This is a genomic window from Specibacter sp. NPDC057265, from assembly GCF_042668835.1.
In the GTDB taxonomy this organism is placed as follows: Bacteria; Actinomycetota; Actinomycetes; order Actinomycetales; family Micrococcaceae; genus Specibacter.
Genome location: NZ_JBHUYE010000024.1, coordinates 23,347 through 46,034, shown reverse-complemented (window position 1 = coordinate 46,034; position 22,688 = coordinate 23,347). Strand labels below are relative to the sequence as shown.

22 protein-coding genes are annotated in these 22,688 nt (G+C 64.6%); 13 read left to right on the top strand and 9 right to left on the bottom strand.

Features of this window, described 5'->3' with window-relative positions:
* Positions 1-48 precede the first annotated feature (48 nt).
* The gene (gene tkt, locus ACFUCV_RS13700; RefSeq protein WP_380816643.1) at positions 49-2,175 is read right to left on the bottom strand and encodes a transketolase; all 2,127 of its coding nucleotides are present in this window, start codon (positions 2,173-2,175) and stop codon (positions 49-51) included.
* A gap of 391 nt (positions 2,176-2,566) precedes the next feature.
* On the opposite strand from tkt, the gene ACFUCV_RS13695 reads away from it, so the two are divergent.
* Positions 2,567-3,541 carry a heme o synthase gene (locus ACFUCV_RS13695; RefSeq protein ID WP_380816650.1) on the top strand — a complete coding sequence of 325 codons (975 nt, stop codon included), beginning with the start codon at positions 2,567-2,569 and terminating at the stop codon, positions 3,539-3,541.
* A gap of 104 nt (positions 3,542-3,645) precedes the next feature.
* Here the strand turns inward: ACFUCV_RS13695 and ACFUCV_RS13690 are convergent, their stop codons facing one another.
* Complete coding sequence (locus ACFUCV_RS13690; RefSeq protein WP_380816641.1) at positions 3,646-4,344, bottom strand: helix-turn-helix transcriptional regulator; 699 nt, start codon at positions 4,342-4,344, stop codon at positions 3,646-3,648.
* A 73-nt stretch (positions 4,345-4,417) separates the two neighbouring features.
* Between ACFUCV_RS13690 and ACFUCV_RS13685 the strand changes: the two genes are divergently transcribed.
* Positions 4,418-5,149, top strand: a complete 732-nt coding sequence (locus tag ACFUCV_RS13685; protein ID WP_380816639.1) for an alpha/beta fold hydrolase — start codon at positions 4,418-4,420, stop codon at positions 5,147-5,149.
* Positions 5,150-5,430: 281 nt separating this feature from the next.
* Here the strand turns inward: ACFUCV_RS13685 and ACFUCV_RS13680 are convergent, their stop codons facing one another.
* From ACFUCV_RS13680 to ACFUCV_RS13670, 3 genes are read right to left on the bottom strand one after another with little or no spacing between them, the layout of a single operon-like run.
* Entirely contained in the window at positions 5,431-6,390 is a 960-nt protein-coding gene (locus tag ACFUCV_RS13680; protein WP_380816637.1) for a heme A synthase, read from the bottom strand.
* Positions 6,391-6,404: 14 nt separating this feature from the next.
* Entirely contained in the window at positions 6,405-7,175 is a 771-nt protein-coding gene (locus tag ACFUCV_RS13675) for an ABC transporter permease (protein ID WP_380816635.1), read from the bottom strand.
* Positions 7,172-8,182 carry an ABC transporter ATP-binding protein gene (locus tag ACFUCV_RS13670; RefSeq protein WP_380816634.1) on the bottom strand — a complete coding sequence of 337 codons (1,011 nt, stop codon included), beginning with the start codon at positions 8,180-8,182 and terminating at the stop codon, positions 7,172-7,174. The genes ACFUCV_RS13675 and ACFUCV_RS13670 overlap by 4 nt, the downstream gene beginning before the upstream one ends.
* Before the next feature lie 160 nt (positions 8,183-8,342).
* On the opposite strand from ACFUCV_RS13670, the gene ACFUCV_RS13665 reads away from it, so the two are divergent.
* The 6 genes from ACFUCV_RS13665 to ACFUCV_RS13640 are packed head-to-tail and all read left to right on the top strand — an operon-like array spanning position 8,343 to position 13,449.
* Positions 8,343-9,116 carry a helix-turn-helix transcriptional regulator gene (locus tag ACFUCV_RS13665; protein ID WP_380816632.1) on the top strand — a complete coding sequence of 258 codons (774 nt, stop codon included), beginning with the start codon at positions 8,343-8,345 and terminating at the stop codon, positions 9,114-9,116.
* Entirely contained in the window at positions 9,116-10,591 is a 1,476-nt protein-coding gene (gene sufB, locus ACFUCV_RS13660) for a Fe-S cluster assembly protein SufB (RefSeq protein ID WP_380816630.1), read from the top strand. Before ACFUCV_RS13665 ends, sufB begins: the two co-directional genes overlap by 1 nt.
* Entirely contained in the window at positions 10,592-11,908 is a 1,317-nt protein-coding gene (gene sufD, locus ACFUCV_RS13655) for a Fe-S cluster assembly protein SufD (RefSeq protein ID WP_380816628.1), read from the top strand.
* Complete coding sequence (locus tag ACFUCV_RS13650; protein ID WP_380816626.1) at positions 11,905-12,261, top strand: non-heme iron oxygenase ferredoxin subunit; 357 nt, start codon at positions 11,905-11,907, stop codon at positions 12,259-12,261. The genes sufD and ACFUCV_RS13650 overlap by 4 nt, the downstream gene beginning before the upstream one ends.
* A gap of 40 nt (positions 12,262-12,301) precedes the next feature.
* Positions 12,302-13,069 carry a Fe-S cluster assembly ATPase SufC gene (gene sufC, locus ACFUCV_RS13645; protein ID WP_380816624.1) on the top strand — a complete coding sequence of 256 codons (768 nt, stop codon included), beginning with the start codon at positions 12,302-12,304 and terminating at the stop codon, positions 13,067-13,069.
* Positions 13,070-13,101: 32 nt separating this feature from the next.
* Positions 13,102-13,449, top strand: coding sequence for a metal-sulfur cluster assembly factor (locus tag ACFUCV_RS13640; protein WP_380816618.1), 348 nt, complete (start codon positions 13,102-13,104; stop codon positions 13,447-13,449).
* An 82-nt stretch (positions 13,450-13,531) separates the two neighbouring features.
* On the opposite strand, the gene ACFUCV_RS13635 is transcribed toward ACFUCV_RS13640, so the two are convergent.
* Positions 13,532-14,425 (bottom strand): neutral zinc metallopeptidase, encoded by an 894-nt coding sequence (locus ACFUCV_RS13635; RefSeq protein ID WP_380816616.1) that lies wholly within the window; start codon positions 14,423-14,425, stop codon positions 13,532-13,534.
* 53 nt (positions 14,426-14,478) lie between these two features.
* Between ACFUCV_RS13635 and ACFUCV_RS13630 the strand changes: the two genes are divergently transcribed.
* Positions 14,479-15,918 carry an AMP-binding protein gene (locus tag ACFUCV_RS13630; RefSeq protein ID WP_380816614.1) on the top strand — a complete coding sequence of 480 codons (1,440 nt, stop codon included), beginning with the start codon at positions 14,479-14,481 and terminating at the stop codon, positions 15,916-15,918.
* Positions 15,899-17,107, top strand: a complete 1,209-nt coding sequence (locus tag ACFUCV_RS13625; protein ID WP_380816612.1) for a thiolase family protein — start codon at positions 15,899-15,901, stop codon at positions 17,105-17,107. Before ACFUCV_RS13630 ends, ACFUCV_RS13625 begins: the two co-directional genes overlap by 20 nt.
* Positions 17,108-17,150: 43 nt before the next feature.
* On the opposite strand, the gene ACFUCV_RS13620 is transcribed toward ACFUCV_RS13625, so the two are convergent.
* Together ACFUCV_RS13620 and ACFUCV_RS13615 are read right to left on the bottom strand one after the other, a co-directional pair.
* Positions 17,151-17,720: a GNAT family N-acetyltransferase gene (locus ACFUCV_RS13620; protein WP_380816609.1), complete on the bottom strand. Its 570-nt coding sequence runs from the start codon at positions 17,718-17,720 to the stop codon at positions 17,151-17,153.
* A gap of 185 nt (positions 17,721-17,905) precedes the next feature.
* Entirely contained in the window at positions 17,906-18,376 is a 471-nt protein-coding gene (locus tag ACFUCV_RS13615) for a VOC family protein (RefSeq protein ID WP_380816607.1), read from the bottom strand.
* Between the two features lie 104 nt (positions 18,377-18,480).
* On the opposite strand from ACFUCV_RS13615, the gene ACFUCV_RS13610 reads away from it, so the two are divergent.
* Both ACFUCV_RS13610 and ACFUCV_RS13605 read left to right on the top strand, forming a co-directional pair.
* Complete coding sequence (locus ACFUCV_RS13610) at positions 18,481-19,449, top strand: helix-turn-helix transcriptional regulator (protein WP_380816604.1); 969 nt, start codon at positions 18,481-18,483, stop codon at positions 19,447-19,449.
* A 318-nt stretch (positions 19,450-19,767) separates the two neighbouring features.
* On the top strand, positions 19,768-19,980 hold the full coding sequence (locus ACFUCV_RS13605) for a hypothetical protein (protein ID WP_380816601.1): 213 nt from the start codon (positions 19,768-19,770) through the stop codon (positions 19,978-19,980).
* 133 nt (positions 19,981-20,113) lie between these two features.
* Here ACFUCV_RS13605 and ACFUCV_RS13600 read toward each other — a convergent pair whose 3' ends face one another.
* The gene (locus ACFUCV_RS13600; protein WP_380816599.1) at positions 20,114-20,911 is read right to left on the bottom strand and encodes a GAF and ANTAR domain-containing protein; all 798 of its coding nucleotides are present in this window, start codon (positions 20,909-20,911) and stop codon (positions 20,114-20,116) included.
* A gap of 902 nt (positions 20,912-21,813) precedes the next feature.
* On the opposite strand from ACFUCV_RS13600, the gene ACFUCV_RS13595 reads away from it, so the two are divergent.
* Positions 21,814-22,569 (top strand): ZIP family metal transporter, encoded by a 756-nt coding sequence (locus ACFUCV_RS13595; RefSeq protein ID WP_380816597.1) that lies wholly within the window; start codon positions 21,814-21,816, stop codon positions 22,567-22,569.
* Positions 22,570-22,688 lie beyond the last annotated feature (119 nt).

The following is a 22,688-nucleotide window of genomic DNA, read 5'->3' as shown; positions in this document are numbered from 1 at the left end:
CCGCCGTGCAAACACGGCGGCGGCTGCCGGCTGGGGTGCCTGTGGGCGTTAGGAGCGTGCCGCTGCCAAGGAGTCCTTGGCGGCTGCCGTCACGGCGGCGGTGGTGATGCCAAATTTCTCGAACAAAACCTTGTAGTCTGCCGAGGCGCCAAAATGCTCCAACGAAATGCTGCGGCCGGCGTCGCCAACAAACTCCCGCCAACCCAGCGCCAGTCCGGCCTCCACGGAGACGCGGGCCCGCACGGCGGCCGGGAGCACCTGCTCGCGGTAGTCCGCGGGCTGGGCGTTGAACCACTCGACGCAGGGCATGGACACCACGCGGGCGGCAATGCCCTCGGCTGCGAGCGCCGCACGGGCGTCAACTGCCAGCTGCACCTCGGAACCGGTGGCGAGCAAAATGACGTCCGGGGTGACCACGGCGCCGTCGGACACGGCCTCGGCGAGGACGTAGCCGCCCTTGGCCACCAGTTCGGCCGAGGCGAACTCGGTGGCTGTGGCCTGGCCCTCGCCGCGGGCGTAGGTGGGAATGTTCTGGCGCGTCAGGACAATGCCTGCCGGGTTGCCGGTGGTTTCCAGGATCTTCTTCCAGGCCGCCGCCACTTCATTTCCGTCACCGGGGCGGACCACGTCCAGGCCCGGAATGGCGCGCAGGCTGGCCAGCTGCTCCACGGGCTGGTGCGTGGGACCGTCCTCGCCCAGGCCAATGGAATCATGCGTCCACACATAGATGGAGGGGACCCCCATGAGTGCGGAGAGGCGGATGGCCGGGCGCTGGTAGTCGCTGAAGATCAGGAAGGTGCCCGAGAAGGCGCGGGTGGGCCCGGCCAGGTGGATGCCATTGACAATGGATGCCGCGGCGTGTTCGCGGATGCCAAAGTGCAGCACCCGTCCGTAGGGGCCGCCGGCCCAGGTGTCGGTCTGCTTGGAGGCGGGAACGAAGGAGCCGCTGCCCTCAATGGTGGTGTTGTTGGAGCCGGCCAAATCAGCAGAACCGCCCCACAGTTCCGGCAGGACCCCGCCGATGGCGTTCAGGACCTTGCCGGAGGCGGCGCGGGTGGAGACGTCCTTGCCGCTTTCAAACACCGGCAGGTTCTTTTCCCAGTCCGCCGGCAGCTGCTTGCCTTCAATGCGTTCCAGCAAGGCCGCGTTTTCCGGGTTGGCTGTCTTCCAGGCCTCGAAGGCGGTGTCCCATTCCCGGCGGGCGGCGGCGCCACGTTCCACGAGCGCACGGGTGTGGTCGAGGACTTCCGGCTCCACGGCGAAGTGCTGCTGCGGATCGAATCCGAGCACTTCCTTCAGCGCCGACACTTCCTCGGCGCCCAGGGCGGAACCATGGATGGCCCCGGTGTTCTGCTTCTTGGGTGCCGGGTAGCCAATGATGGTGCGCAGCGAAATGATGGAGGGCTTGCCGGTCTCGGCCTTGGCGGCAGCAAGGGCCGCGTGCAGTTCCGCCACGTCCTCCACGTAGTCGCCGCTCTTGGTCCAGTCCACGCGCTGCACGTGCCAGCCGTAGGCCTCGTAGCGCTTGAGCACGTCCTCGGAGTAGGCAATGTTGGTGTCATCTTCGATGGAGATGTGGTTGGAGTCGTACACCACCACCAGATTGCCCAGCTCCTGGTGCCCGGCGAGGCTGGAGGCTTCGGACGTGACACCCTCCTGGAGGTCGCCGTCGGAGGCAATGACCCACACGGTGTGGTCGAAGGGGCTGGTGCCGGGGGCGGCATCCGGGTCCATCAGGCCGCGCATGCGGCGCTGGGAGTAGGCGAAGCCCACGGCCGAGGCCAGGCCCTGGCCCAGCGGGCCGGTGGTGATTTCCACCCCGGCGGTGTGCTTGTACTCCGGGTGTCCGGGGGTGAGTGAACCCCAGGTGCGCAGGGCTTCCAGATCAGGCAGTTCCAGCCCGTAACCGGAGAGGAAGAGCTGCACATACAGTGTCAGGGAGGTGTGGCCGGGGGAGAGGATGAAGCGGTCGCGACCCAGCCAGTCCGGATTCTTCGGGTCAATGCGCATGACCTTCTGGAACAACAGGTACGCTGCCGGGGCCAGGGACATGGCTGTTCCCGGGTGGCCGTTGCCTACCTTCTCAACAGCGTCGGCGGCCAAGACACGGGCGGTGTCCACTGCCCGCTGGTCATTGGCGTTCCAGGTGAATGCGGGTATTTCCAAGTATGACACTGATCAGGTCCCTTTCGGTTGGGCAAAAAAACAATGCGCGGTGCCGGGCTGGCGCCCCTGCCCCGGCACAGCTGGGCAGGGCAGCCGTGTCCTTGGCCATGCGCCGGTGCAGTTGGATTAAGAAATTAAAAGTCTGTTCCTGCAGCTTCGGCAAAAATGCTGTGGTCCCGGACTCAGGTACCTCTAAAGCTACACGAGATGCGCGGATTTGCGTGAGCGGTTTCCACATCGTGAGAGTGAAAAGGTCACCGGATGACTTACACCGTTTTCGTGCTGCGCCGTATTGGCCGGGTATGATATTAAGAGCTGCGCCCAGCACACCTTCCCGCCTTGCCGCGGTGGGGGTGGGGAGCAGTTGATTGAACTGCGCCGGACAAACAATGAAAACATGGTGACATTACTCGTGAGTGCAACGCATGCCCATAGCCAAGGGACATCTGCCAAGGTGTCGGTTGGTTTTTCGGAGAAGGCCAAAGGTTATCTGGCCCTCACCAAACCCAGGGTTGTGGAGCTCCTGCTCGTCACCACCTTGCCCACCATGTTTTATGCGCATGGTTATGCCGGCAACAGCGGTGTGCCGGGCTTGTGGCTGATGGTGGCCACCATGGTGGGCGGCGCCTTGGCCGCCGGGGCCTCGGGTGCGTTCAATTGCTACATTGACCGCGACATTGACAAGGTCATGAACCGGACGTCCAAAAGGCCGCTGGTGACAGGTGTCATCACTCCGCGTGAAGCCCTGGTGTTCTCCTGGATTTTGACTGTGGTGGCGGTTGCCCTGCTGTGGAGCATCAATCCTTTGACCGGCATGCTGGGCATTGGTGCGATCTTCCTGTACGTGGTGGTGTATTCCCTGATCCTCAAGCGCCGCACCACGCAGAACATTGTATGGGGCGGCACGGCAGGCTGCATGCCCGTCCTCATTGCCTGGTCCGCCGTCACGAACACCGTGCAGTGGCCGGCCATCATCTTGTTTCTCATCATCTTTTTGTGGACGCCGCCGCACTACTGGCCGCTTTCCATGCGTTACAGCGACGACTACAACGCGGTGAACCTGCCCATGCTCGGTGCCGTGGCCGGCTCCCGCACCGTGGCCGTGCAGGTGGTGCTGTACACCTGGGCCATGGTGGCGTGTTCGCTGCTGATGATTCCCCTGGGCGGCGCCGGAATTGTCTACACGGTGGTGACGGGCGCAGCTGGAATCTGGTTCCTGTACGAGGCCCACGTTTTGTACAACAATTCCAAAAAGGACCTGGTGACCAAAAAGAACGCCATGAAGGTCTTCCACGCCTCCATCACCTATCTGACCCTGGTGTTCCTGTCCTTGGCCGTGGACCCCTTTGTGGGTGCGGCCCTGATGGTCCGGTAGGCGCCGGCAGCCCAGCTTTTTTGTTCTCCAGCCTCGGGCGCTGATGCCGTGCAGCGCCTGGCCGTGCGGCTGGCCGTGCGGCTGCACCGCCGGCCCCGACCGCGCTACCCGACCCGGCGGTGCACCGGCCTGGCGTTCCTTGGGGGTTCCCCCACCTCGTCGACGCCATGGCCGCTGCAGGCGGTTCTGGTGACGCTGGCCTGCTCGATGCGCGAAACGGCAAACCACCGCATGGCGTTGCGCAGCCGGCACCAGGCAATCAAGTGCCACTGGCCGTTCGTGGCGGCGAACAGCACCGGCTCGACGTCGCGCGTGGTGGTGGCGGCCTGGCTTGAGGTGTAGCGGATGCGGACCACCCGCTGTTCGGCCATCGCCTCCTCCAGCGCCGATTTGACCGTGCGTGATGAGCAGGGGGGCGCGTTGACCCAGATCCGCCGGGCCAGCCCGTTGGCCCGCGCCTTGGTGGTGGGATCCAGGACGGCCACAATTTTTTGAACGGCTGCTGCCGCCTGGTCTGCGTAGGGGGCATCGGCCGCCGCGGACACCGCTGCCATGAGCGCCACCGCCTGCGCCGGTGACAGGCTGACGGGCGGCAGTGAACCGCTTGCAGCCAAGCCGTAGCCGCCACCGGGACCGGGACGGGACCAAAGGGGCACACCGCTGTTGTCCAGGGCATCAAGGTCGCGCTTGATGGTGCGCACGGAGACCTCGAACTCCCTGGCCAACCTGTCGGCGGACACCCCGCGTGCACCGCTGCGGCGCAGCATCTCAGAGAGCGCATGGAGCCGTTCAATGCGTTTCACGGTTCACACCACAATAAATTCATGCCATAAATAGTGACACACCCTTGACCGTGGTGGCTGCAAGGCTGGTGCCATGACAACCACTGCAAGCACTCCGACCATCATTCTCATAGCCGGCCACTGGCTGGGCGCCTGGGCCTGGGATGAAGTTCTACACCACCTGACCAGCAGCCAGTGCCGTGCACTGGCGGTGACCCTGCCCGGTCTCGATGCGGACGATCCCGGGCGTGCGGACAGGACCCTCGACGATCAAGTCTCGGCACTGCTGGACCGCTGCGCCGAGCTGGGGGTTTCCGCGGACCAGCCCGCCACTGTCGTCGCCCACAGCGGCGCGAACTTCCCGGTCAGCCTCCTGGTGGACCGGCACCCTGAGCTGGTTTACCGCCTGGTGTGGGTCGACTCCGGCCCTGTGGCTGCAGGGAGCGCCTTCGCGCCGGACGTGCCGGAGAATGTGACGGAACTTTCACTGCCGGCTTTCGACGTCCTTGCGCAGCAGGCCAGCCTTGAAGGCCTGAGCGCAGAGGTCCTGGAACGTTTCCGGGCCCGCTCGGTCCCTGTGCCCGGGCCCGTGCTGCGCCAGCCCCTGAAGCTTGGGAACACTGCCCGCCACCGGATCCGCACCACTGTGGTGTGCTGCTCGATCCCCAGTGCACAGCTGCTGGAGCTGGCGCGGGCCGGCCATGCCATGTTTGCCGAGGTGGCAAAGCTTGAACACCTCGAGGTCCTTGACCTGCCCACAGGGCATTGGCCCATGTGGAGCCGTCCCAAGGACCTGGCCGGGGTCATTCTCGCAGCGGCCTCGTAAAGCATCTGGACCGGCCCGCCGCGCATGGGGTGATTCCAGCTGCCTGCCCTTGCACACCGCGGGTTGGTCCGTGGCCCGGTGCCGCCCGCACCGCTGTTCCCTTACCGCGGTCCCGGCTGAAGGCCGCGAAGGTGCCGGCCGCTGTCCGCGAAGGTGAAGTTGCCTTCGAAGCCGCTTGGGTGGTGGGGGGAGCCGGTGTTGCGCGCAGGGCAGTTGCTGCAGCCCGGCTTTCCCCCGACGACGGCAGCCGCGGGCGAAGATCGCGTCGGCCCGGGGTGGTGTCAGCTGCTGACGGCGCCGTTACGGCCGCGGCGCAGGGCCACGTCCACAATGTTCGTGCCAACGGCGAGCATCAAGGAGGCACCCAGCATGTGCACGATCACCAGCAAAATGGGGATGCCGGTGAAGTATTGCCAGTAGCCAATGACTCCTTGAAACAAGACGGCGAGGAACAACAGCAGGGACGCCGTGCGCATCATGTCGGCGCGGGGCTGGCGCCACAGCAAAATGACCAGCAGCGCGGACACTGCCACCAGCACGTAGACGGGCACCACGTGGATGCGTGTCACCAGATATCCGTCCAGTTCCATGCGGGGGGATGTGGAGTCACCCGAGTGGGGACCGGAACCTGTGACCAGGGTGCCAAGAATGACCGCCAAGTAGCTGGTGACGGCGGCCACCACGCTGAGCCGGCGGATGAGCGGCCGTGACGGCGGCACCGCGGGTGCGGCGACGCCGGTGCGCCCCCATGCGCGGTTGACCAACAGCATGGAGATGGCCACGAGTGCCGCGGACACCAGGAAGTGCAGGCTGACCACGTAGGGGTTCAAGCCCGACAGCACCGTAATGCCGCCAATGACGGCCTGTGCCGGAATGGAAGCCAGGGTGCCGAAGGCCAGCCAAAACAAATCCTTGCGTTCCTTGCGCAACCTCCACAGCATGACCAGCAGCACCAGCCCCACGGCGGCCAAGGCAAAGGTCAGGGTGCGGTTGGCAAATTCAATAAAGCCGTGGATGCCCATTTCCGGGGTGTTGGTCAGGGAGTCGGCGGTGCATTTGGGCCAGGTGGGGCACCCCAGGCCGGAACCTGTCACCCGCACCACACCGCCGGAGACAATCAGCACGCCCTGGCCAATGAGGGAGGCGACCGACAAATTCCGAATGGCCGGGGTGACGGACGTTGGTAGCTTGCGTGTTAGACCCTGCAAGGGCTTGTTGGCCACGGGGCTGCTTTGACTCACTTCTGTGACGCCTTTCAATTCCATTTAAACCATTTGACGGCTGCCACAGTTGCAACTGCCGTCCATGCCAGCAAAACAATCAAACCGGCCACGTCCAGGGTGCTCTCCAGCAGCGCCGCGCGCATGACGTTGCCCAGGGCGCCGGAAGGAAGCCATTGGACCACCCCGGCCAGGGTGTCGGAAAATTTTCCGGCCGGCAGGACAATCCCGCCCACGGCGGCGAACAGGATCCAACCTAGATTGGTGATGGCCAAGGTGGCTTCGGGGCGGACAGTGCCGGCAATGAGCAAACCAATTGCGGTGAAGGCCGCCGCCCCCAGAATCAACAGGGGGATGGCCAGAAGCACTCCCGCCACGGGCGGGCGCCAGCCAAGGAACAGGGCCACCACCGAAATAAGGGCCAGCTGCAGACCCAGTGCGGACAGCACGGCGAGGCCTTTGCCGGCAATGAGACCGCCACGGCCCAGCGGCGTGGTGGAAAGGTAGCGCAGCACCCCGTAGCGCCTGTCGAAGCCTGTCGCGATGCCTTGTCCGGTGAAGGAGGTGGACAGGGCGCACAGGGCCAGAATCCCCGGGGTCGCCAAGGCAATCCTGGAATGGCCCATGCCATCGAGCAACGGGGTGGCCACCAGGGCAAACAGTCCCAAAAGCGGCATGACAACCATCAGCACCAGCTGCTCACCATTGCGCAGCATGGTAGCCGTTTCATACCTCCCCTGATTGAGGATGCGGCGGCCCAGTGTGGCCGGCCGGCTGGCCGGCGCGTTGTGGAACAGGGTGCTCATTTGGTCCCCAAGACGTGTTCGTTGTGCGTGCGCCGGCTTTGCTGCCCGGCGTCGGGTGCGGCGCCTGCGGCAAGGGCGAGAAAAACATCCTCCAGCGACTGTGAATCCAAATGCACCGACGTGGGCAGGGCATCCTGTTCCCCGCACCACATGCCGAAACGGGCAAGATCGACCGGTTCCAATGAACCTGCAAGCGTGTAACTGCCCGGGCGGCTTTCGGTACATTCAAGGCCCGGACGCCGCAGCGCGGCCACGTCCTGGCCCGGCGACGTTTCGAACGTCAGCACGCGGTGGGCCATGGCCTGCGTGGACTTGGCCAAAAGGTCCTGGACCGTCCCCTCGGCCAGCGATGCCCCCCTGTCCACGATGTACACGTAGTCCGCCAGGCGTTGGGCGTCGTCGAGCAGGTGCGTGGTCAGGATGATGGCCTTGCCCGCGTCCCGCAGCTCGCGGATGAGCTCGAAAACCATGATCCGCGATTGCGGGTCCAAGCCTGCGCTGGGCTCATCAAGAAAAAGCACCTCGGGGTTGCCCAGCAGGCTGGCCGCCAGGGCGACCCGCTGCTTTTGCCCTCCGGAGAGGCGCCGAATGGTGGTGTCGGCAAATTCGGCAATGCCCAGGCGGCCCACGAGTTCCTTGACGCTGAGGGGATTGCTGTACAGCCTGGCCACATGATGCAGCAGGGCCACGGGCCGGGCCGCCGGCGGCAGCCCCCCGTCCTGCAGCATCACGCCGACCCGGGCACGAAGCCCGGCATCCGCCGTGGCGGGATCTTCCCCCAGCAGGGAAATGTGGCCACCGGTGCGGTGCTGCAGACCCTGGGCGCACTCTATGGTGGTGGTCTTGCCTGCGCCGTTGGCTCCCAGCAGGGCTGTCACGGCGCCAAAATGGGCGTCCATGCTGATGTTGGAAACGATCCTTTTCATGCGGCCGTCGAGCGCCGCCAGGGGCCCCACATCCTTGATGAGCCCGGAGATCACCAAGGCCGGGGCAATAGTCTTTGTCACGCGGCCATTCTACGCGAGCCACCAGGGTGTTGAGCGCGGAACAAGGTGGCTGCGCAGGCCGCAGGCGTGGATAGGCTGGCCTTAGTAGCCGCCGGGAATCAATTACGGCAGAATTGTGTTCTCTAATGTGGTAGGTAATTTCAAGTCTGTGGAGGTGTCAATGAGTCAGCCGCTGATCCCGGATTCCACGCGGGTGGTTGATCCTGACGAACGTACCCGAGACCGCGTTCTTACGGCAGTGCTCCAACAGGGTCCCATCAGTGCCGCGCAGTTGGGGTCGCTGCTGGGACTGACCCCGGCGGCAGTGCGCCGCCACCTTGATGTCCTGACCCGTGAGGGTGTCATTGAGGTCAAATTGGTGAGCAACGCCAAAACCGGGGCGGGCCGCCCTGCCCGCAGGTATGTGGTTTCACGCCGGGGCCAAAGCGAAATTGGCGATGACTACCTGGGCATCGCCAAGCTGGCCTTGACCGAAATTGCCGCCGCGAAGGGCCAGCGGGGCGTGGTGGAATTTGCCGAACGCCGTTTTGCCGACATGGAAGCCAAATACCGCCCCCTCGTGGAGGCGGCCGGCGACGACGTCTCAGCCCGCTCCAAGGCGTTGGCCATGGCTTTAAACGCCGACCGTTTTGTGGCATCATCAAACAGCCTCAATGCCGGCACGCCCATGGCTGCCGAGCAGCTGTGCCAGGGCCATTGCCCCATCCAGGAACTTGCCACCACCTTCCCGCAATTTTGTGACGCGGAGACCGAGGTCATTTCCCGGTTGGTGGGAGTGGATGTTCGCAGACTCTCCACCATGGCAAGCGGCGGCCACGTGTGCACCACGCATGTGCCCACCGGCCGCAGGGCGGCCAGCACCCCTTCAACTGTTCCGCCGGTCCGTATTGGATCGGTGCGAGTAACTTCCAACCATCAGCAAGAAAGGCCGTGATGACGGATCAACTAGCACAAGACGTTGGTGCAACGAGTGAAGTGGCGGACACCACACTTCACCATATCCTCGAGGCAAACCCGGAGCTTGAAGGCCTAGGCAACTATGCCTTCGGTTGGTCCGACAAGAACGAGGCCAGCGACAATGCCCGCCGCGGACTCAGCGAAGAAGTGGTCCGCGACATCTCGGCGAAGAAAAACGAGCCGCAGTGGATGCTGGACATGCGCTTGAAGGGTTTGAAGTACTTCGACCGCAAGCCCATGCCCACCTGGGGCGCGGACCTGACGGGCATTGACTTTGACAACATCAAGTACTTTGTCCGGTCCACCGAGAAGCAGGCCGGATCCTGGGAAGAACTGCCCGAGGACATCCGCAACACCTATGAAAAGCTCGGCATCCCGGAAGCAGAGCGCAACCGCCTCGTCGGCGGCGTGACGGCCCAGTACGAGTCAGAGGTCGTGTACCACCAGATCCGTGAGGACCTGGAGGAGCAGGGCGTCATTTTCACCGACACCGACACCGGCCTGCGCGAGTACCCGGAACTGTTCCAGGAATACTTCGGCACCATGATCCCGGTGGGGGACAACAAGTTCGCCTCGCTGAACACGGCCGTCTGGTCCGGCGGATCCTTCGTCTACGTCCCTCCGGGCGTCCACGTGGAAATTCCCCTGCAGGCCTACTTCCGCATCAACACCGAGAACATGGGCCAGTTTGAGCGCACGCTGATCATTGCCGATGAGGGCAGCTACGTGCACTACATTGAAGGCTGCACGGCGCCGATCTACACCTCGGACTCACTGCACTCGGCAGTGGTGGAAATTGTGGTGAAAAAGAACGCCCGCGTCCGGTACACCACCATCCAAAACTGGTCCAACAACGTGTACAACCTGGTGACCAAGCGCGCCATTGCCCACGAAGGCGCCACGATGGAATGGGTTGATGGCAACATTGGCTCCAAGGTGACCATGAAGTACCCGGCCGTGTACCTGGTGGGCGAGCACGCCAAGGGTGAGACCCTGTCGGTGGCTTTTGCCGGTGCAGGCCAGCACCAGGACACCGGTTCAAAGATGGTGCACATCGCGCCCAACACACAGTCATCCATCATTTCCAAGTCGGTGGCCCGTGGCGGCGGGCGCGCAGCGTACCGCGGCCTGGTGCAGATCCGCGAAGGTGCCACGCACTCGGCCAACACCGTCCGTTGCGACGCGCTGCTGGTGGACACCATCTCCCGCTCTGACACCTACCCCTACGTGGACGTGCGTGAAGATGACGTTTCCATGGGCCACGAAGCCACCGTCTCCAAGGTCAGCGAAGAGCAGCTGTTCTACCTGCAGTCCCGCGGCATGCCCGAGGACGAGGCCATGGCCATGATTGTGCGTGGATTCATCGAACCCATTGCCAAGGAACTGCCCATGGAATATGCGCTGGAACTGAACCGCCTGATTGAACTGCAGATGGAAGGGGCCGTCGGCTAAATGACCGAGCTCACGCAAGAACACAAGACAGAGGCAAAAGAGTGGAGCCAGGGCTTCATCAAGGGCATGACGGAGGAGGGCGAAAGCCTCTCCGAAATCAATCCTGAGAGCGGTCCCCTGGCCGGCAGCGCCAGCAAGGCCCACAGCCGTGGCGGCGACAGCCACGGCGGCGGGGTCGGCGTGCCCGACAGCTCACGCGCAGGCCGTCTGACCTCCTACTCCCTGGCCGATTTTCCCACCATCACCGGCCGCGAGGAGGAGTGGCGCTTCACACCGCTGAAGCGTCTGCGCGGCTTGGACCGGGTGGGCATCAAGGGCATGGAACTTTCCGGGGCCGCCCCCGTGGTTGAGGTCTCCAAGCCCGACGCCGTCACGGTGGAGACCGTGGGCCGCGACGACGCCCGCATTGGGTTGGCGGGAATCCCCGAGGACCGGGTGGCGGCTGCGGCCTGGGCCGGCTTCACCGAAGCCACGATTGTGACCCTGCCGGCGGAATTCGCCGGCACCGCCGAGAACGTCACCACGTTGACGCTCACAGGCCAGGGGCCAACCCCCGCCGCCGCGCACATCCTGGTGCACGCCAAGAAGTTCGCCACCGGCGTGGTGGTCCTGGACCACCGCGGCACGGCCGTGCTGAGCGAAAATGTGGAAGTGCTCGTTGAAGACGGGGCCAACCTCACGGTGGTCAGCATCCAGGACTGGAATGATGACGCCGTCCACGCCAGCGCCCAGCACCTGCAGGTGGGACGCGATGCGAAGGTCAAGCACGTGGTCATCAACCTTGGCGGCGATTTGCTGCGCACCACACCTTCGGCCCGGTACACCGGCACCGGCGGCGACGTGGAAATGTACGGGCTGTACTTTGCCGACGCCGGCCAGCACCTGGAACAGCGCCTCTTTGTCGACCACACAGCCAAGCACTGCAAGTCACGTGTGACGTACAAGGGTGCACTGCAGGGCGAGAACGCCCATGCCGTGTGGATTGGCGATGTGCTGATCCGTGCCGAGGCCGAGGGCACCGACACCTATGAGCTCAACCGCAACCTCATCCTGACCCAGGGTGCACGTGCTGACTCCGTCCCGAACCTGGAGATCGAGACGGGTCTCATCGAAGGCGCCGGCCACGCAAGTGCCACGGGCCGTTTCGACGACGAGCAGCTGTTCTACCTGCAGGCCAGGGGCATCAACGAGGAAGTTGCCCGCCGCCTGGTGGTCCGCGGCTTCCTCAATGAGGTCATCCAGCAGATTCAGGTCCCCGAACTTGAAGAGCGCCTGCGCGACTCCGTGGAACGTGAACTGGCGGCAACGCCGCGATGAGCGGGTCCGCCACACCCGCCGGCGTCGTGGTCTGCCAGGAAGGCGACGTTGAAGTCAAAGCGTCCCTCCTGGTGGAGATCGACGACTATCCCGTAGCCATCGTGCGCGATTCCTACGGGCAGCTGCACGCCATTGGAGACACCTGCTCACATGCGGAGATCTCCCTCAGCGAAGGCGATGTGGAGGACGGCACCATTGAATGCTGGGCCCATGGCAGTTCCTTTGACCTCACCACGGGAGCGCCCCTGACCCTGCCCGCATTTGAACCTGTTCCCGTTTTTGCCCTTGCCGTTCACGGCAACGACGTCTACGTGGACGTCAACACCATTCTTAACGGCGTCACCCCGCAGTAGCACCGCGCGCCGCAACCACACTTTTAGGAGAAATTAGAGTATGTCTACTCTGGAAATCAAGGATCTGCACGTCAGCATTGCCACCGAGCAGGGCTCCAAGGCGATCCTCAAGGGCGTCAGCCTGACCATCAACACCGGTGAGACCCACGCCATCATGGGCCCCAACGGCTCCGGCAAGTCCACCCTGGCCGCCACCATTGCCGGCCACCCCCGCTACACCGTGGACAGCGGCTCCATCACCCTCGACGGCGAAGACGTGCTGGCCATGAGCGTGGACGAACGCGCCCGCGCCGGCCTGTTCCTGGCCATGCAGTACCCCGTGGAAATCCCCGGCGTCACCATGACCAACTTCCTGCGCACGGCCAAGACGGCCATCGACGGCGAAGCCCCCAAGCTGCGCACCTGGACCAAGGACGTCAAGGCTGCCATGGCGCAGCTGCGCATTGAGCCCGAGTTTGCCCAGCGCAACGTCAACGAAGGTTTCTCCGGCGGTGAGAAGAAGCGCCACGAGATCCTGCAGCTGGAATTGCTGCGTCCCAAGTTCGCCGTGTTGGACGAGACCGACTCCGGCCTTGACGTGGATGCGCTGAAGGTGGTTTCCGAGGGCGTCAACCGCGCCATCGACGCCGGCGGCCTGGGCACCCTGCTCATCACGCACTACACCCGCATCCTGCGCTACATCAAGCCGCAGTTTGTGCACGTGTTTGTCGACGGCGCCATTGCCGAACAGGGCGGACCCGAACTCGCCGACCGCCTGGAAGCTGAAGGATACGACCGCTTCCTGGTGGCAGATTCAGCCACGGCCTAACTGCCGCGCCGTCCCGATCCGAAGAAGGAATCATGACTGAAATTAGCGAACCGGCTGCCTCCGGCGCAGCCACCACGGACCTGGAAGACATTGAGGAAGCGCTCAAGGACGTCATTGACCCCGAACTCGGAGTCAATGTGGTGGACCTGGGCCTGCTGTATGGCCTGCGCTACGCCGACGACGGCGCCCTGCTTTTGGACATGACATTGACCACTGCCGCCTGCCCGCTGCAGGACGTCATTGAGGAACAAGTGGAAAACTCGCTTGGTCCCATTGTGGATGAATGGCGCATCAACTGGGTGTGGATGCCGCCGTGGGGGCCGGAGAAGATCACCGACGACGGCCGCGACCAGATGCGGGCGCTGGGCTTCAACATTTAGCACACGCCCCCGCGCACCCAGGTCCCCCCGGACGCCGCCGCCCTTGTGGTGGTGGCGCCCCGGGGGGACCTTTTTGTCACTTCTACACCTGCGGCGCCGCGAAGGTGTCACAGGCGGCAAGGTCCGCCGACTGGTAACCGGTGTACAACCATTTTTGCCGCTGTTCGCTGGAACCATGGCTCCACGATTCGGGTGTGCTCCGGCCGGTGGCGGCCTGTTGGATCCGGTCATCACCCACCGCCGAGGCCGCCGACAGGGCATCGTTGAGGTCCTGCTGGGTCAACGCCTGCAGGAAGGGTCCGCTGCTGCCCGGTGCTGCCTGGGAGGAGGCGTGCCGCATCCAAACCCCGGCGTAGCAGTCGGCCTGCAGTTCCGTGCGGACGGCCAGGGATTGCGCGCCGGCCGGTTCCTGCTGGGCGCGGCCAATGGTCCCGGTGAGGTTTTGCACATGGTGCCCGAACTCGTGTGCCACCACGTATTCCTGGGCCAGGGGCCCGCCGGAGGAACCAAACTGTGTCTGCAGCTGCGCAAAAAAGTCGGGATCAAAATAGGCCTTGGTGTCGGCGGGGCAATAGAAGGGCCCCACGGCGGAGCTTGCATTCCCGCATGCGGTGCTGACGCTGCCGGTAAAGATCACGGTCTTCGGCACCGTGTAGTCGACCCCATAACCGGCCAGGTACCCTGGCCAAAAGTCATTGAGCGAGTTGGCTGTGCCCACAATGCGGCAGTCCAGGCGTTCATTGGCGTCCTGGCCCGTGAGGCAGTCTTCCACTCCCGAACCGGCCGGCTGCTCAATGGCCGGCTGCTCGCCCGTGCCCAAAACGGCGGTGAGAATATCCGGGTTGATGCCCAGCAGCGCGCCAATGAGGACCACCAGTCCACCACCAAGGCCCAGCCCCACTTTGCCCCCGCGGCGCATCCCGCGGCGGTCTTCAGTTTGGGAGGGGTTCAGCCGGGCGCCTTCATTGAAAGTCATGGCTTAAGAATACTTCCCAAGTAAAGCGTGCCGGCTGCTCTAGCATGGGAACAATGCCCTTCCTTCCCGAACTTAAACACTGGGCCACGGTCAGCCCGCACGTGGCAGCCGTCAGCGACGGCACCCGGAGCCTGAACTATGCGCAATTGCTGCAGGCCGCCCAGGAGGCCGCCGCTTCCCCGGCGGCGGCACGGGCGTGCGGCCCCGCCGGGTCCGTGCAGGTCATTGAAGGGAATTCGGTGCTGGAGCTGGCGGGGCAATGGTGCGCGGCCTTGTTGACGGGCCGCATGGTCATGGTGCTCGACCCCGCCTGGCCGCAGGCAGTGCGCCAGGCCCTGCGGGCTGCCGCCAAGGCCTGGGCCTCTGAACATCTGGGCAGCGACGGCGAACGGGGCCCCAACCCCCGCTTCCTGCTGGGCTTGTCCTCCGGCACCAGCGGCATGCCCAAGGGCTTTGTCCGCCATGCGGATTCCTGGCGGGAGTCCTTTAGGCAGAGCACGCGGTTTTTTGGCATTGCACCCGGCAGCGTCATCCTGGCCCCGGGGCCGCAGGCTGCCAGCATGAACCTGTACGCACTGGGGGAGTCCTTGTATGCCGGCGCCAGTTTTGTGTCCATGCCCCGGTTCTCACCGGCCGCCGCGGTGGCGGCGCTGCACCATCACGGCGCCACGCACCTGGTGGTGGTGCCCACCCTGTTGGAACTGGTGGCCAGCTGCGGCCTCCACACGCGTGCTGACACCTCCACGCTCCAGCGCATCATCTGTGCCGGTGCCGCCGTTGGTGCGCCAACGCTGGAAGCGGTCCGGGATTGGGTGCCACAGGCGGTGGTCCAGCAGTACTACGGGGCCGCGGAGCTGGGTTTTGTGGCCGCCTCCGCAGTGGGCCGGACAGCGCCGCACGCCGGGGATCCCTTTCCGGGGGTGCGGTGGAGCGTGCGGGATGGCAGCGGCACGGCACTGGAACAGGGCCAGTTGGGCACCATTTGCGTGCAAAGCCCCTACCTGTGTGCGGGGTATGCCTGGGGCGATGATGGTTTGGCGTTCCAACCCCTGGGGCCTGGGGATTCACCGGCGCTGGAAGCCGCCCAGCCATGGTTCACAGTTCATGACCAAGGGTGGATCGATTCGGCGGGCAGCTTGCACCTTGCCGGGCGGGCGTCGGACATGATGTTGGTTTCCGGCGCCAACGTCTATCCCCACCCCATTGAGGCAGTGCTTGGTGCCGCCGCCGCCAGGGAGGTGGTGGTCACGGGCGTGCCGGATCCCCTGCGGGGGCAGCGTGTGGCTGCGGCCATCCTTGCACCCCGGACAGGTGCGCAGAAGAACAGCCTCGCCGCCTGTCGGCAGGCGGCCGCTGCCCTGCCCGCCGTACAGCGGCCAACGCGCTGGTACGCACTCACGGCCCTGCCCGCCACCGGCAGCGGAAAAATCGACCGGGCATTGCTCGCCCAATGGATTGAACAGGGGGATTCGCGTGTCCGCAGCCTTCAATAGTCCACTCCCAGCCCATGCCGCACTCGATCCTGCGCGGACCGCCGTCGTCATTGCCGCCAAGCGCCTGGCCACGGCCAAGGCCCGCGGGCCCTACCGTGGACACCGCGCGCATGAATTGGCCGCACCCCTGATCCATGCACTGGTCAGGGACACCGGCATTGAACCGGAGGCACTCGATGACGTGATTTTGGGCAATGCCACCGGCGGCGGCGGCAATGTGGCACGCCTGGCCGCCCTCAGCGCCGGGCTGCCGCAGTCTGTTCCCGGCCTGACGGTTGACAGGCAGTGTGGTTCCGGGCTGGAAGCCGTGGTGCTGGCGTGCCGGCTGGTGCAGGCCGGAGCCGGCGGGATGTACCTGGCCGGAGGGGTGGAGAGCATCAGCACGGCCCCGGCCCGGGCGCACCGCGGCGCGGATGGTTCGCTGGAATTTTTTGACCGGGCACAGTTTGCGCCCACCTGGATGGGGGATCCGGATGCGGGGGTCGCCGCAGAGAATGTAGCTGTGAGGTACGGCATCTCACGGGCGCAGCAGGACGAATACGCCATGCGCAGCCATGCACGGGCCGTTGCGGCGGCGCAGGCGGGACGCTTTGCCGGCGAAATCTTCCCCTTTGCCGGCCTCACCGCCGACCAGGGCCCCCGCGCCACACTCACCCCGGAGCTCATGGCCCGCTTTCGGGCCGTATTTGTTCCCGGTGGGACCGTGACGGCGGGCAATTCGTGCCCGTACAGCGACGGTGCCGCGGTCCTGCTGGTCACTTCACTGGCCCAGGCACGCTTGTTGGCCGCCGATGGTTTGATTTTCCGCGACAGTGCAGTGGTGGGCAACGACCCGAAGCTGTTGGGGGTCGGGGCGGCCCATTCGACCCGGGCGTTGATGGCCAGAACCGGTTTGGACGCGGCGGCGCTGGCGGGGTCGGTGGTGGAGTTCAATGAAGCCTTTGCCGCCCAGGTGCTGGCGGTGGCGCAGCTTTTAAAGGTGGACCCGGGCGTGTTCAATCACGACGGCGGTGCGTTGGCGCTGGGGCACCCCTACGGCGCCTCGGGGGCGGTGCTGGTGACGCGCTTGCTGGCCCGGGCGCGGAGCCTGGCGTCCGCAGGGGGCGCGGAGCCCCGCAATGCTGTGGCCATGGTCAGCATGGCGGGCGGGATGGGGGTGTCGGCGCTGTTCCAGTGGTCCGGGCTGTAGCCGCTGAAGGCCAGTGTTCAAGGCCAGTGTTCAAGGCCAGTGTTCAAGGTTGGTGGTCCTGGCCGGTCCGTGGTCCGGTGGCCGTGAAGTGTTCGTGCCGGAGCTTGGCATAGAGCAGGGAATCCCTCCGGTCACCGCGCACCAGGCGATGGGAACGCAGCCGCCCCTCCAGGGTGAACCCGGACTTTTCCAGGACCCGGATGGAGCCTGCGTTGTCAGGATGGCAGGTGGCGTCAATGCGTTCCAGTTCCAATGTGGTGAAGCCAAACTCCAGCAGCAGGTGGACAGCCTCGGTGGCGTAGCCCTGGTTCCAGTGGGAACGGTGAAAGGTGTAGCCGAGCCCGCCATTGCGATCCTGGAGCCCTGTGACCCAAATGCCCACGGAACCGATGGTTTCGCCGTTCAAAACTGCGGCCAGCGAGTAGGCTGCGCGGTCCGCGCGCAGTTGCTGCCCGGCGGCATCGACAACAAAGGCGGCCGTCTCCGCCCGGGTGTTTGGCCCCCAGGTGGACCAGCGGACCACGGCCGGATCTGAAGCGTATTCATGCACGGCGGCGACGTCGGCGGCAGTGAACTCGCGCAGGCTCAGCCGTGGCCCGCAGGGATAGGACATCAAAGGGCCCGCCTTCGCCTCTCGGCAGCCACCCCGGGCTGCTGCCGGGATTCCCTGCAGGCGCAGGATGCTTTAGTCATGGATCCATTATGGCCTCCCGCCGGCCCGCCTGCCGGCCCTTTTGGTGCCAGCAACGTTGGGTTCCTGTTCTGCGGCGGCCGGTGATGCGGGCCAAGCAATGGGTTCTATGCAGTCATGGCCGGGCTTTGCACATCCATGACCCAGGTGACCCCGAAACGGTCGGTCAGCATTCCGAACCCGGGACTCCAGGGCGATGCGGCCAGCGGCTCAATCACCTCTGCCCCCTGGGCCAGCCCGCTCCACAGCTCAACGACTTCCTCAAGTGTCTGTCCCTGGAGGGATTGGAAGAAGGTGCGGTCGGTGATGGTGGTGCCGTTCTCACGCCGGGTCATGCCGGCGGTCCCTGCACTGCTGGTGCTGTGCCGGCCCGGGATGTCGTACGCCATGAGGCGGAAGCCGTCCTTGGATGTGAGTTCGCCGAACACCACCTTGTTGGCATCCGGGGCGTCCTGGGGCATGCCAAAGTCAGCGTAGCTGGCGCAGTGGAGGTCGCCGCCAAAGATGCTGTGGTAGAACTCCAGGGCCTGGCGTGCGGTGCCTTGGAAGTTCAGGTGGGTGGAGGTGGAGATGCTCATGGTCATGGTCCTTTGGTGTTCACTGTGTGCGGCGCCTTGCCACAACACCAGCCTGCACCCGGTAGAGGACAGTTTTTGTCCGCTACTTGGGGAATACTGGAAATATGTCTGGACCAACGCCGCGGCTGCTCACGCTGCTTTCCCTGCTGCAATCCCGGCGCGATTGGCCCGGCCATGTGCTGGCGGACCGTCTTGAGGTCACACCCCGCACGGTAAGGCGTGACGTCGACCGTCTGCGCGGGCTCGGGTACGCCATCACAGCGGTGAAGGGGCCCGACGGCGGCTACCGGCTGGCGGCGGGTGCGCAATTGCCGCCCCTGCTGTTCGACGACGAACAGGCCGTGGCCCTTGCCGTGGCGCTGCGGCGCATGCCCTCAAGCGGAGTGGACCTGGGTGACGCCGCGGACCGGGCATTGATCACGGTGCAGCAGGTGATGCCCTCCCGGTTGCGGCACCGCATCAACGGAATCGGTTTCATGGATGCCGGTGTGGCGCTGCGGCTTGAGCCGAGAGTTTTGGAGGCGGTCAGTGCAGCCACACGTGAACGCCGGCTCATCCGCTTCGATTACGGCGAACACGCCGGGCAACCGTCCAGGGAGGTCGAACCGCACGCCGTCGTTGTCCGCGGTGGCCGGTGGTATTTGATTGCCTGGGATACCGGGCCCGATGATTGGCGCATTTACCGGCTGGACAAAATGGAGCCGAAGTTTTCCGCCGGTCGGTTGTTCACCCGCCGGGCCATCCCCACAGGCGACGCACGCAGCTACCTGGCTGCCCGCATCAAGGGCTCCGAGGCTGCTGATGCCTGGGCCTGCCACGGCGAATTTCTGTTGGAACTGCCCGCCGCTGACATTGCCCCCTGGCTTGGCGACGGGGAGTTGGAACAGCTTTCCAGCTCCTCCTGCCGGGTGCGGGTCGGTTCCTGGTCATGGGCGGGACTGATGGCGTGGGTTGTTCGTTTTGACGCCCCCTTCACCATCCTTGGACCGGATGCCCTCATCGACTCGATTTCCGGATTTGCGAACAGGCTTGTTGCCGCGCGGCCCGCGACCAGGCCCCAAGACCCAGCATGACTGACACCACTCCAGCTGTGCACCCCCGCCGTAACTGGCTTGGACCCATGGCGGGGTGGCCGGGCAAAAGCCAAAACACCAACAACGGGTTGCGCTCCTCCAGGCGAACCACGGGAGGGGATGCGGAAACATCAGCCATGCCGGAACGGATGAAAGCCGGTTTCTAACTGCGCTGCCATCTCTTTTAAGTTAAGCCCATGATTTTCAATTTCAGTGGCCTCTTAGGGTGTGTGTGGCATAAAATGTGGGAATGATCCGGCAGCTGGTCATGGCACAGACCCATAGCCCTGCGGAGCGGGGAGTATCGAGGATCCCGGTATGGATACTCCCCAGGAAACGGCGCAGCACCAAATCAGTGGTGGCACGACGTCTGTTGAGAAGCTCTGGATCTCCTACATAGCCAACGGCGGTACCGCGCCTCCGCTGGTCTTTGAAGCAATCATCTACGGCGCCCTTCGGTGCGATGGCTTTGACCTGCAAGTTCTCAGTCTTGCCCTGCGGGACCGGGCAACCGGCCCGCAGGAATTTTGACTGCCGCATAAAAAAGCGGGGCACTTTGGAACGCAGCCTTCGTCAAAAAACCGCCCTTTTTCGGCCTCGTCTGGGACAGCTGTTGCACCGCCCCGACATGGCATTGCCGGCCAGCCCCGGCGGTGCCGTTGTGTTAGTCGTCGAACTTCGTGTCGATGGCCGTTGAAGTCAAATTCGACAACAACTCCACGGCCACGTCACGAAGCTTTTTGTTTCTGTTGGAGGAAGCCCGGGCGAGTATTTCAAAGGCCTGCTGTTGTTCGCACCTTTGTTGGCCCATAATGACTCCGACGGCGAGGTCGATGACAGTACGGGACTTCATGGCTTTGTGAAGGTCCTGGGCGAGGTCCTGTTGTGAACCTATCCGCACGGCAAGGAGCAGCGCTTTCCGCGCTTGTGCGGCGTACAGCTCGGCTGCGTGCACAATCCCGTCCGTAAAAATGTTTGGCGCGGGGGAAAAAAAATTAATGGACGCGGCGGCACCCTGCTCCAGCAGGAGGGGAACGGCAAGGACGCTGCGAATGTCCTGGCGCGCAAGCGCCTGCTCATAGTCAGGCCACCGCCCATCCTGGCCCGTGTCCGCTATCAGCACCGTCCGTCCTTCCTCCAACGCCGTCAGGCATGGACCTGCTCCCAGTTCCGCCTGGATGTCATTGAGGGTCCTGGCCCGTGGGCTGCTGCCCGAGCCGGTGATGGATTTGCGCCGCCTGCGCAAGGTGACGGCGCACTCGATGCTTCTGGTCCCCTCCGCCGAAGCAAGAGCGGCGGAATATTGTGAAAGCTCGCCGAGGAAGTCTGTCACGTCCGCGCTGTCCAGGACAAGATCCTGGAGCTGTTCAGCAACCGTCATATCAGCATCCCTCATCGCGGAATCGACTTGATCGGAGCGGCCCTGAGGCTTGGCCTCGGTTTCATAAGCGTCAGTGCTCATTGGGGGCCTTTCCTTACGCCGCAGCTCGGATACACATGGTGCTGCCTAGACTCTACGCCCCACGCGCAGTGGTGAAGCGGAGCGCCACCCCAGGGATTTAAACAAGAACCACAACGACACCCTGGTGGGGGCCAACCAGTTGCCGCCGGGGTCTTCAATGAAGGCGTCGGCCCGTTTCGCATGGCGGGCGGGTTTCTCGCGCGTCGAAAATGTCCTGTGGTCTCAACCAGGCCCGTACCTTGCACGGCGTGGGCGGTGGCAGCCGTGAGGGGATCGGCAATTGACCAAACCGGACTCATCCCGGCGGCCGGGGCAAGGAAGCCACGGAAAAGTCCTGCACCACGTCCAGAAACCAGCCTTTGCGTCCTGAACGTGCCGGAACCGACGCCGAAGCCTTGGCAGCACCTGGACAACCATGCAGTGCAATAAGTCAGGAGTGCATCCACGAACCGGCCGGGTTGCCGCCGGCCTCGAGTCAGCGCGACCCAGTTGGCGGGACGGATTGCCCGACGGGAGGCCGGACACGTTCCTCAGGGACGGCCTCAGAGCCATGGGAGCACCCACCCAAGCGGCCAACCACCAACAAGCCCACCAAGACCCAGACAATCAACGCAAAAGCCACTGCCACCACCCACGCTGAACCGCTTATGACTTCCATCCCCCAGGACCGGCGCCGCCCGTCCGTGGACCCCAGTGCCAGGCCTGTCATACCCATTGACCCCTTGGCGAAGTCATCCGGCTGCACGGGGGGCGAGAGCAGATCGCTGGCGCATGCTGGACTTGGGGCCGGCGAAGCGCTAACTTTCATAGTCGACACCTCGAACACCCGGTGGCGGGCATTGGGCCCCCAAGGTGCGTGGGGGTGATGAACCCGTGGATCCAGCAATTGAAAGGGACAATACATGCCGTTATGGACGCAGGCGCTGTTCTGGGGAACGCTGGCAGGTGCGGCCCTGGTGCTCGGTGCCGCCATATCGTGGAAGTGGACCATTCCCCCCAAGATCGTCTCCTCCATCATGGCCTTCGGTGCCGGAGTGCTGATTTCCGCCCTGGCCTTTGACCTGGTGGATGAAGCAAGGGAGGGCGGAGGCTTGTGGCCCACGGTGGGCGGCTTCCTGGCCGGCGCAGTGGTGTATGTCAGTGCAAATGCCTTACTGGCCCGCAGGGGGGCCAAACACCGCAAGCGCTCCGGCGGCATGCAAAGCACTGAGGCGGACACACCCGGCAGCGGGAGCGCCATCGCCTTGGGCGCCTTGCTGGACGGCATCCCCGAATCCGTGGTTCTGGGCCTCGGTCTGCTCTCCGGGGGAGCAGTAAGCCCCACCGTACTTGCAGCAGTGTTCATTTCCAACGTTCCAGAAGGACTCTCCAGTGCAGCCGGCATGAAGAAATCCGGCCGCAGCGCTGGCTATGTCTTTGGTGTCTGGGTGGGCATCGCGCTGATGTCCGGCATGGCGGCCCTCCTTGGCTATCTCACCATGGAAAACGCTCCCGGCGAACTGGTGGCCTTCATCACCGCCATTGCTGCCGGAGCCATCCTGGCCATGCTGGCGGACACCATGATTCCGGAAGCATTTGAAGAACATCATTTCCTCACCGGGCTCATCGCCGCCTTGGGGTTTCTCGCCGCCTTCATCATCAGCAGCTACGGGGGATAAACCACCCCCCAGAGGCCGGGCACATGGCAAGCCCGCCCTGTTCCGGCACCCGGGACCCGGGGCCGGCCATGGTGCCGTTGATGGATGCCAGGAAGCCAAGATCCAGCCCCCCCATCGCG